Annotated in this window: 10 protein-coding genes; 3 read left to right on the forward strand and 7 right to left on the reverse strand. The window is 69.5% G+C overall.

Annotated elements, in window-relative coordinates:
• The first annotated feature begins 56 nt into the window (after positions 1 to 56).
• From AC3WQZ_RS30990 to AC3WQZ_RS31000, 3 genes are read left to right on the forward strand one after another with little or no spacing between them, the layout of a single operon-like run.
• Positions 57 to 2,663 (forward strand): ABC transporter permease, encoded by a 2,607-nt coding sequence (locus AC3WQZ_RS30990; protein ID WP_492301859.1) that lies wholly within the window; start codon positions 57 to 59, stop codon positions 2,661 to 2,663.
• A gap of 24 nt (positions 2,664 to 2,687) precedes the next feature.
• Positions 2,688 to 3,104, forward strand: a complete 417-nt coding sequence (locus AC3WQZ_RS30995) for a group II truncated hemoglobin (RefSeq protein ID WP_010809157.1) — start codon at positions 2,688 to 2,690, stop codon at positions 3,102 to 3,104.
• A 44-nt stretch (positions 3,105 to 3,148) separates the two neighbouring features.
• Positions 3,149 to 3,745: a DUF924 family protein gene (locus AC3WQZ_RS31000; RefSeq protein WP_010809156.1), complete on the forward strand. Its 597-nt coding sequence runs from the start codon at positions 3,149 to 3,151 to the stop codon at positions 3,743 to 3,745.
• A 24-nt stretch (positions 3,746 to 3,769) separates the two neighbouring features.
• Here the strand turns inward: AC3WQZ_RS31000 and AC3WQZ_RS31005 are convergent, their stop codons facing one another.
• The 7 genes from AC3WQZ_RS31005 to AC3WQZ_RS31035 form a co-directional block, all read right to left on the reverse strand.
• Positions 3,770 to 4,354, reverse strand: coding sequence for an LOG family protein (locus tag AC3WQZ_RS31005; RefSeq protein ID WP_492301860.1), 585 nt, complete (start codon positions 4,352 to 4,354; stop codon positions 3,770 to 3,772).
• Entirely contained in the window at positions 4,351 to 5,052 is a 702-nt protein-coding gene (locus tag AC3WQZ_RS31010) for a TetR/AcrR family transcriptional regulator (RefSeq protein WP_010809154.1), read from the reverse strand. Before AC3WQZ_RS31010 ends, AC3WQZ_RS31005 begins: the two co-directional genes overlap by 4 nt.
• Before the next feature lie 101 nt (positions 5,053 to 5,153).
• Positions 5,154 to 5,639, reverse strand: a complete 486-nt coding sequence (locus tag AC3WQZ_RS31015; protein WP_010809153.1) for a diacylglycerol kinase — start codon at positions 5,637 to 5,639, stop codon at positions 5,154 to 5,156.
• Positions 5,566 to 6,687: a glycosyltransferase family 4 protein gene (locus AC3WQZ_RS31020; RefSeq protein ID WP_439671469.1), complete on the reverse strand. Its 1,122-nt coding sequence runs from the start codon at positions 6,685 to 6,687 to the stop codon at positions 5,566 to 5,568. The genes AC3WQZ_RS31015 and AC3WQZ_RS31020 overlap by 74 nt, the downstream gene beginning before the upstream one ends.
• Before the next feature lie 61 nt (positions 6,688 to 6,748).
• Positions 6,749 to 7,723: a UDP-2,3-diacylglucosamine diphosphatase gene (locus tag AC3WQZ_RS31025; protein WP_011614848.1), complete on the reverse strand. Its 975-nt coding sequence runs from the start codon at positions 7,721 to 7,723 to the stop codon at positions 6,749 to 6,751.
• Positions 7,724 to 7,842: 119 nt separating this feature from the next.
• On the reverse strand, positions 7,843 to 8,823 hold the full coding sequence (locus AC3WQZ_RS31030; protein ID WP_010809150.1) for an esterase/lipase family protein: 981 nt from the start codon (positions 8,821 to 8,823) through the stop codon (positions 7,843 to 7,845).
• The coding region (locus AC3WQZ_RS31035) for an RDD family protein (protein ID WP_492301862.1) at positions 8,820 to 9,299 on the reverse strand (480 nt) is incomplete at its 5' end. The genes AC3WQZ_RS31030 and AC3WQZ_RS31035, both read right to left, overlap by 4 nt.

Below are 9,299 nucleotides of genomic sequence, written 5' to 3' on the forward strand. Positions count from 1 at the left end.
TTTTTTCGACTGACCCGAGGCGCGCCGCCGCCAGAAACCAAGAACCAAAGCAACCGATGCCTCCCGAGTCCGCCATCGAAGCCCCGGCCACGGCCGCCAACCCCGCCGGCACGCGCCCCGCGCATGGCGGTCGCTTCTCCGCCTGGCGCCAGGCGCTGCGCATGGCGCGGCGCGACTGGATTGCCGGCGAGCTCTACCTGCTGCTGTTTGCGCTGGTGCTGGCCGTGGCCGCGCTGACCAGCGTGGGCTTCATGGCCGACCGCATGCGGCTGGGCCTGGAGCGCGACGCGCGCCAGATGATCGCGTCCGACGTACTGCTGGTGGCTGACCAGCCTTTCGATGCCGCCTTCGCGCAGCGTGCGCAAGCGGCGGGGCTGGCCGTGGCCCAGACCGTCACCTTCCCGAGCATGGCGACTGCCAACGGCAAGGCGCCGGCCGGCGGCGACGCGCCCAGCCAGCTGGCCGCGCTCAAGGCGGTGACCGACGGCTATCCGCTGCGGGGCAAGCTTAAGGTGGCCAGTGCGGCGGGGGCGCCGGATGCGCCCGCCGAAGGCATTCCCGCGCCGGGCACGGTATGGGTCGACGAGGCGCTGCTGGGCGCCCTGGGGGTTGCCGTGGGCGACACCCTGCAACTGGGCAGCCGCAGCTTCCGCATCGACCGCATCATCACGCAGGAGCTTGATCGCGGCACCGGCTTCATGAACTTCGCGCCGCGCGTGCTGATGCCGCTGTCGGACCTGGACAGCACCGGGCTGATCGGCTGGGGCAGCCGCGTGACCTACCGGCTGCTGGTGGCCGGCCCCGACGCCGCCGGCGCTGCCTTCCAGAAATGGGCGCAGGACGAGATCGGACGCCGCAAGCTGCGCAATACCCGGGTCGAGTCGCTGGAGTCGGGCCAGCCGCAGATGCGTGCCACGCTGGACCGCGCCGAGCGCTTCCTGTCGCTGGTGGCGGTGCTGTCGTCGATGATCGCGGCGGTGGCCATCGCCATGTCGGCGCGCCGCTATATGCAGCGCCACACCGATGCCTGCGCGGTCTACAAGTGCCTGGGGCTGTCGCGCGGGCAGATCCTGCGCGCCGTCGGCCTGGAGTTCCTGCTGGTGGGGGCCGCGGGCGCGCTCGCCGGGGTGCTGCTCGGGTACCTGGCGCACTATGGCCTGCTGCTGTCGCTGGGCGGGCTGCTGCGGGTGTCGCTGCCGCAGCCGTCGCTGCTGCCGGCACTGGTGGGCGTGCTGGCGGGGCTGGTGCTGCTGGCCGGGTTCGCGCTGCCGCCGCTGCTGGCGCTGACACGGGTGGCGCCGCTGCGGGTGCTGCGCCGCGATATCGGGCTGCCGCCGGTGTCGGCCTGGGTGGCCTATGCACTGGGCCTGGGCGCCTTTGTCGCGCTGCTGCTGGTGGCGGCGCGCGACCTGCGGCTGGGGCTGACCACCGCGGGCGGCTTTGTCGCCGCGGGCGTGGTCTTCGCGGTGCTGGCGCTGGGGCTGCTGACGCTGCTGTCGCGCCTGCTGCGCGGGCGCCTGCGCGGGCGCGCGGCGATGGGCTGGCGCTTTGCGCTGGCGGTGCTGGAACGCCGCCGCGCGGTCACGGTGCTGCAGACCGTGGCGCTGGCGGTGGGGCTGATGGCGCTGCTGCTGCTCGGCATGACCCGCAACGACCTGGTCGATTCGTGGCGCCAGGCCACGCCGGCCGACGCGCCCAACCGCTTCATCATCAATATCCAGCCGGACCAGCGCGAACCGTTGCGCCAGATGCTGGCCGGCGCCGGCATCAACGACCTGCTCTACCCGATGGTGCGCGGGCGCCTGACCCATATCGGCGAGCGCGCCATCCGCGGCGACAGCTTCGAGGACGGGCGCGCGCGCAACCTGGTCGAGCGCGAATTCAACCTGTCCTATACCGATGCGCTGCCCGAGGGCAACCGCGTGATTGCCGGGCGCTGGTCCAACGGCCCGGACGCCGGCGCCTCGGTGGAAGAGGGCATCGCCAAGACGCTGGGCATCCGGCTTGGCGACACGCTGCGTTTTGACGTGGCCGGCCAGGCGGTGCAGGCCCGCGTGACCTCGCTGCGCAAGCTGGACTGGGGCTCGATGCGGGTCAATTTCTTCGTGATCCTGCCGCCGCAGGCGATGCAGGGGCTGCCCGAGACCTACATCACGTCGTTCCACCTGCCGCCCGCCAGCACGGCGCTGGGCAACCGGCTGATCGCGGCCTTCCCCAACATCACCGTGGTCAATACCGACCTGATCCTGCGCCAGATCCAGGACATCCTGGACCAGGTGATCGCGGCGGTGGAGTTCCTCTTCGTGTTCACGCTGGCCGCCGGCGTGACCGTGCTGTACGCGGCGCTGTCCGGCGCGCGTGACGAGCGCATGCGCGACGCGGGCCTGCTCAAGGCGCTGGGCGCCTCGGCCGCGCTGGTGCGCCAGACCCAGTACGCCGAGTTCCTGGTGGTGGGTGGCCTGGCCGGATTCCTGGCCAGCCTGGGCGCGATCGCGGTGGGCTGGGGCCTGTCGCAGTTCGTCTTCGATTTCCCGTACCGCTTCAATGCCTGGATCGTGCCGGTGGGCGTGGTTTCTGGCATGCTGTGCGCTTTTGCCGGCGGCTGGCTGGGCCTGCGCGAAGTGCTGCGCCAGCCCGCGCTGGCGACCTTGCGTGATGCCTGAGTGGCTGCGCTGTTTGAGTGTGTGATGAGTACTGAATCCAACGACAAGCCCGGCACGGCCGAGGTGACTGCATTTGAGCTGGTGGGCGGCGAAGCGCGCGTGCGCGAGCTGGTCGACCGCTTCTACGACCTGATGGACCTGGAGACCCAGTTCGCCGGGCTGCGCGCGCTGCACCCGCCCTCGCTGGAGGGCTCGCGCGACAAGCTGTTCTGGTTCCTGTGCGGCTGGCTGGGCGGTCCCAACCACTTTATCGAGCGCTTCGGCCACCCGCGCCTGCGCGCGCGCCATATGCCGTTCGAGATCGGCGTGAGCGAGCGCGACCAGTGGATGCGCTGCATGGCGCTGGCAATGCAGGACATCGGCCTGTCCGAAGACCTGCAGCTGCGCCTGATGCAGGCGTTCTTCCAGACCGCCGACTGGATGCGCAACGTGGCGCGCTGAGGCGCCGCCGCTCCCTTCTTTCAACCGAAAGGTTTCGCAAGTTCATGACAGACCAACTGCCTGAAGACGCCGTGCGTTTGCTCGATTTCTGGTTCGGCCAGCCCGGTTCTGCCGCCTGGAATACCGAGCGCCCGCAATGGTTCACCAAGTCGGACGCCTTCGATGCGCAGATCCGCACCAACTTCCTGTCCGACTGGCAGGTCGCCTGCGACGGGGCCCCGGACGACTGGTCGGTCACGCCCGAAGGCGCCTGCGCGCGCGTGGTGCTGCTGGACCAGTTCCCGCGCAACATGTTCCGCAACGATCCGCGCAGCTTCGGCAGCGATACGCTGGCGCTGGCACTGGCCAGGCGCATCGTCGCCACCGGCATGGACCGCAAGCTGCCGACGGACTACCACCGCATGTTCTGCTACATGCCGTTCGAGCATTCCGAGGCGCTGGAGGACCAGGACGAGGCAGTGCGTCTGATGACGCAGCTGCGCGAGGCCAGCGGCGGCGTGGTGGATGTGGTGGAGTGGGCCGAAAAGCACCGCGCGATCATCGCGCGCTTCGGCCGCTTCCCGCACCGCAATGCGGTGCTGGGCAGGCAGAGCACAGAGCAGGAACTGGCGTTCCTGCGGCAGCCGGGCTCGTCGTTCTGAACCGGGCCGGCAGCAGCGGCGCGCTCAGGTCTTGTCGCGCGCCTGTTGCCACTTGTCGACGCGCACGCGCGGCGCGGCCGCCAGCTGGCCCAGCAGGCCGGCGGGCGTGTCTGCCACATGCAGCAGGTCGGCATGCACTTGCTTCATGAAGCCTTCCCGCACTGCGTGCGCAAGGAAACCCAGCAGGCCGTCGTAGAACCCGTTGACATTCAGCAGGCCCACCGGCTTGTCGTGGTAGCCCAGCTGCAGCCAGGTGAAGGTCTCGAACAGCTCTTCGAAGGTGCCCACGCCGCCCGGCATGGCGATAAAGGCGTCGGCACGGTCCGCCATCATCTGCTTGCGCTCGTGCATGTTGCGCACCACGTGCAGCTCGGTCAGGCCGCGGTGGCCCACTTCCTTCTGCATCAGCGCGTCGGGGATGATGCCGATGTCGCTGCCGCCATGTTCCATCACGGCGTCGGCGACGATGCCCATCAGGCCCACCTTGCCGCCGCCGTACACCAGCGCCAAGCCGCTTTCGGCCAGCGTGCGGCCTAGCAGGCGCGCGCCTTCGGCGTATTCAGGACGGTTGCCGGGGCTGGAGCCGCAATACACGCAGACCGATTTCACTTTGCTTCCTTTGCCGCGTCGGCTGCGGCCTTGGCTGCCGCGTAGTCGCGCGCCAGCTGGTCGAATGCGTCCCGGGCCCGGCCGCGCAGGTAGGGCGCCAGGATCGAGAAGATGTGGTAGCTCGATCCGTGCAGGTAGCCGCGAATCTGCTCGGGGTCGTTGTACTGGCGCGGATGCTGCACGAACTGGAACGACAGCCAGTAGGTGGCGATCACCACCATGTTGGTGCAGATGGCCTCGACCTGCTCGGGCGTGGCTTCCATCTCGCCGTCGTCGATGAACTGGCGGCAGATCTCGTGCGCAAAGCGCTTCTTCTGCTCGACGATGCGCTTGAAGTTGGTCTCCAGCATCCGGTTGCGCGCCAGCAGGTCGTTGATGTCGCGGTACAGGAAGCGGTAGTTCCACAGGAACTCGGACATGTACTGCAGGTAGCCCCAGCTTTCGTCCAGCGTGGCCTTGTGGTCGTCCGGCATCTTCAGGCGCCGCTCCATCTCCTGCTCGAAGCGCACGAAGATGGAGTTGATGATGTCGTCCTTGTTGCGGAAGTGGTAGTAGAGATTGCCGGGGCTGATCTCCATGGCTTCCGCAATCGTCGTGGTGGTGACGTTGGGTTCGCCGACTTCGTTGAACAGGCGCAGCGAGACGTCGAGGATGCGGTCCCTGGTGCGGCGGGGGCCGGTTTGCGGTTTCGGTTCCATGGGCGTCCGGGCGATCGGTGCGATCAGTAAGTCGGGGGCAGGGTAGCGATTATAAGCAATCGGCCCGGCCACCCCATCCGGCATCCCCGCCGAGTGACGGATCAGCCCGCCAGCGTCCGCACCCAGCGCACCACGTGCGGCCCGGCGATGGCGACCCAGGTGCCGCCGCACAGCACCAGCGCCAGCATTACCGCGGCGCTGCCGAAATCCTTGGCACGCTTGGACAGGCTGTGCCGCTCCAGCGAAATGCGGTCGATTGCCGCCTCGACGCTGGAATTGAGCAACTCGACGATCAGCACCACCAGCAGCGTGCCCAGCAGCAGGATGCGCTCGACCACGTCCACCGGCAGCAGGAATGCCCACGGCGCCAGGATTGCCACCAGCGTCAGCTCCTGGCGGAACGCGCTTTCCTCGAGCACCGCATAGCGCAGCCCCGACAGCGAATTGATGGCCGCATGCCAGGCGCGCGTCAGGCCGCGGTTGGCCTTGTGGGGGTTCTGCTCGATCGAATAGTCAGCGCTCTGGACTGCCTGCGGCGGCCTCTGCAGAGGCGGGTCGGACGGCAGTTCCGGATGGGGTTTGGGCATGGTTTTGCGGGGCGGGTTGGGCCGCTGCGCTGTCGCGGCCTGGCTTGCCGGCAGCGAACGGCCGAAGATGGGCCAGGAACTGCTCGGAGGCGGCGCGCCACGAGAACCGCTCGGCGTGGGCACGTGCCGTGGCGCGGTCGATGCGCAGCGCTTCCAGGCAGGCTTCGCGCAGGTCTTCGTGCATCGCGCCGGCGGGGCTGTCGCCCAGCACATCGATCGGGCCGGTGACCGGATAGGCGGCCACGGGCAGCCCGCTGGCCAGCGCTTCCAGCAGCACCAGCCCGAAGGTGTCGGTACGGCTCGGGAACACGAACACATCAGCCGAAGCATACACCCGGGCCAGCTCGGGCTGGCTCAGCACGCCCAGGTAGTTGGCGCCCGGATAGCGCGCGCGCAGCGCCGGCAGCGCCGGGCCGTCGCCGACCACCCACTTGGAGCCGGGCAGGTCCAGCGCCAGGAAGGCCTCGACGTTCTTTTCCACCGCCACGCGGCCCACGTACAGGAAGATCGGGTGGGCGGTGTTGAGCACGTTGGGGCGCTGCAGCGTGAACACGTCCAGGTCCACGCCGCGCGTCCACAGCACGGCGTTGGTGATGCCATAGCGCCGCAGGTCGTCCAGCACCACCGGGGTGGGCGCCATCACCGCCTGGGCCGGGCCGTGGAACCAGCGCAGGAAGCGGTACGTCCATGCCAGCGGGATGCCGAAGCGCGCCTGCACGTATTCCGGAAAGCGCGTGTGGTAGGCGGTGGTGAAGGGCAGCCGGCGGCGGAGCGCGTGGCGCCGCGCGGCCAGGCCCAGCGGCCCTTCGGTGGCGATATGCAGGGCGTCCGGAGCGAAGGCCTCGATGCGGCGCTGCACGCGCGCCGCCGGGAACAGCGACAGGCGGATCTCGGGGTAGGTCGGGCACGGCACGGTGCGGAATTCCAGCGGCGTGATCATGTCGACCGTGTGGCCCATGGCCTCGAGTTCGCGGCGCGTGGACTTGAGCGTGCGCACCACGCCGTTGACCTGCGGTTCCCAGGCATCGGTGACGATCAGGATCTTCATGCAGCCTCCTCGGGCGCGGTGGAAGGGCAATGCGGTTGGGGCAAACGGTGGCAGGCCGGGATCAGCCCGCCACGGCGGCGCGGCGACGGCGGCGCGTGGCCGGGGCCGGCGCGTCCAGCAGCGTGGTCCAGTAGACGATCTTCAGCTCGCCTTCCATGGTCTCGACCAGTGCCGACAGGCTTTCGACCCAGTCGCCGTCGTTGCAGTAGAGCTGGCCATTGACCTCGCGGATCTCGGCCTTGTGGATATGGCCGCAGACCACGCCATCGCAGCCGCGGCGGCGCGCTTCATCGACCATCGCGCTCTCGAACGCGCCGATGTAGTTGACGGCGTTCTTGACCTGGTGCTTGAGGAACTGCGACAGCGACCAGTACGGGAAGCCCAGGCGCGCGCGCAGCCGGTTGAAGTGGCGGTTCAGCGCCAGGATCACCGTGTACAGCGAATCGCCGAGGTAGGCCAGCCAGCGCGCGTGCTGCACCACGCCGTCGAACAGGTCGCCGTGCACCACCCACAGCCGGCGCCCGGAGGCGGTGACATGCACCGCCTCTTCGCGCACGGTGATGTCGCCGAAGGCCATGCCGTCGAACTGGCGCGCGGCCTCGTCGTGGTTGCCGGGAACGTAGATCACTTCAGTGCCCTTGCGCGCCTTGCGCAGCAGCTTCTGCACCACGTCGTTGTGGCTTTGCGGCCAGTACCAGCCGCGGCGCAGCTGCCAGCCGTCGATGATGTCGCCGACCAGGTAGAGCTGGTCGGATTCGTTGTGCTTGAGGAAGTCCAGCAGGTAGTTGGCCTGGCAGCCGGGCGTGCCCAGGTGGATGTCCGACAGCCAGATGGCGCGGTAGCGCTGGATCGGGTGCGGCTCGGGCGGGTAGGTCTGCTGCTGTTCGCGCTGGGGTGCCAGCGCGGCATCCAGGGCCGGCGCCATGAAGGCGGTCAGCGGCGCGGCGCTGTCGCTGTCAGGGCTGCGGCGCAGCCATTGCGTCAGTTGCGCGGTCTTCGACAAATACCCGCGGGCAGATCGGATTGCTTGCACCATGGCAGTCCCGGTTGCGGCGATGGCTGCATTCAGCCAGCCCGCGATGACGGTGCCGTGACGGAAACATGACTGACATATGAATCGTGGCGGAAGTGGAACAGTCCTGGCTGGCGCAGGTGTCAGTGCCCGCGCGCGGACAGCTCCGCGAGGGCGTCGAGTACCGCACGCACCGCGGCGGGATGGCGCAGCAGCGTGACATGACCGATGCCGGCCAGCGCAATATGCCCGGCGCCGTCGAGCCAGCCGGTGCAAGGCGGCCCGGCGATCGAGTCATGCCAGCTGAAGATCGAGATCATGCGCGCACGGCGGCGCGGGGTTTCCGCGGCGGCGAGCGCGCGCAGCCAGGGGCTGCCGCAACGCATCTGGCGCGCATTGGGGCCGCCGCCAAAGCGCGCCAGCGCGCTGCCGTGGTGGGGGCTGCCCAGCGTCACCACGCCGGCGCAGACGTCTTCGTCGCCCGCCAGCTGCAGCGCGGCGCGCGCGGCCAGCCCGCCCATGCTGTGGCAGACCAGCAGCGGCGGGCGTCCGGCCTCGGCTGTGATGCGCCGCATGGCGGCCAGCAGCGTGCGCGCGTAGTCGTCGATGTCGCCGAACACCGGCTTGAGCTCGATCCCCTCGCAGCGGTAGCCAGCGGCGGCCAGTGCCGGCTGCATGTCGAGCCAGATGGCCTGCCCGCAGGCGTAGCCGTGCACCAGCAGCACCGGCGGGGCGTCGCGGCCGGGCAGGGCATCGAGCGGTGCGGCAAAGGGCGCGTGCGCGCGGAATGGCTGCAGCCAGTCGAACATGCGCAGCACGGCCACGCACTCGGCCGCAAAGCAGCGCAACGCCTCAGGCAGGCGCAGCGGACGGCGCGTGGCGGCGAGTTCAAGCGGTGGTGCGGGCGGGTGATTGCCGCGCCCGACCCACAGGCCGCGCCCGCTCAGGGCGAAAGCGAAGGCAATGCCGCTGGCGAAGCTGCCGAGGATGGCCGCCACACCGGCGGCGACCGCGCCGGGCCATGGCCATCCGGCCAGTTGCACCAGCCCGGCGGCGATGCCCAGCGCGGCGGCTGCCTGCAAGGTCACCGCAAGGCGGCGGATGCCGGCAGCCGACAGGCTCATGGCTTGGGCGGGCGCAGGTCGGTCAGCCGCGTGCCGGCCAGGCGGTCATGCAGGAACTGGCGGCGCGGATCCAGCCACGCCAGCAGGACCCAGACCAGCAGGCCGGCGCACAGCACCGCTACGAACGGCCCCTTGACCAGCCCCAGCATATGGCCGACTGCCGCCGATGGCGGCAGCCACAGCCATGCCAGCACGTAGCGCAGCGCCGCCTGCGGCCAGCGCGGCGGCACGCCGGCGGCGTTCTCGACGCGCATGCGCCAGGTCTGCATGGCCAGGGTCTGGCCGTTGCGTTGCCAGAACCAGGTGAAATACAGGCCCATCACCAGGAAGCTCCACACCTGGATCACGAGCGGCCCGTCCACACCAAGCTTCTGCAGCAGCGGTTGCACCAGCAGGTAGGCAGCGGTCGAGGCGCTCAGCACGCCGAACAGCAGCACGCCCTCATAGAGCATGCAGGCGATGCGTCGGCGCAATGG

Source organism: Cupriavidus sp. FW305-26 (assembly GCF_058787975.1).

Bases quoted from the DNA above. Each gene is read 5' to 3' on its own strand.
- AC3WQZ_RS30990 (WP_492301859.1), top strand. From the start codon at position 57: ATGCCTCCCGAGTCCGCCATCGAAGCCCCGGCCACGGCCGCCAACCCC.
- AC3WQZ_RS30995 (WP_010809157.1), top strand. From the start codon at position 2,688: ATGAGTACTGAATCCAACGACAAGCCCGGCACGGCCGAGGTGACTGCA.
- AC3WQZ_RS31000 (WP_010809156.1), top strand. From the start codon at position 3,149: ATGACAGACCAACTGCCTGAAGACGCCGTGCGTTTGCTCGATTTCTGG.
- AC3WQZ_RS31010 (WP_010809154.1), bottom strand. From the start codon at position 5,052: ATGGAACCGAAACCGCAAACCGGCCCCCGCCGCACCAGGGACCGCATC.
- AC3WQZ_RS31015 (WP_010809153.1), bottom strand. From the start codon at position 5,639: ATGCCCAAACCCCATCCGGAACTGCCGTCCGACCCGCCTCTGCAGAGG.
- AC3WQZ_RS31020 (WP_439671469.1), bottom strand. From the start codon at position 6,687: ATGAAGATCCTGATCGTCACCGATGCCTGGGAACCGCAGGTCAACGGC.
- AC3WQZ_RS31025 (WP_011614848.1), bottom strand. From the start codon at position 7,723: ATGGTGCAAGCAATCCGATCTGCCCGCGGGTATTTGTCGAAGACCGCG.
- AC3WQZ_RS31030 (WP_010809150.1), bottom strand. From the start codon at position 8,823: ATGAGCCTGTCGGCTGCCGGCATCCGCCGCCTTGCGGTGACCTTGCAG.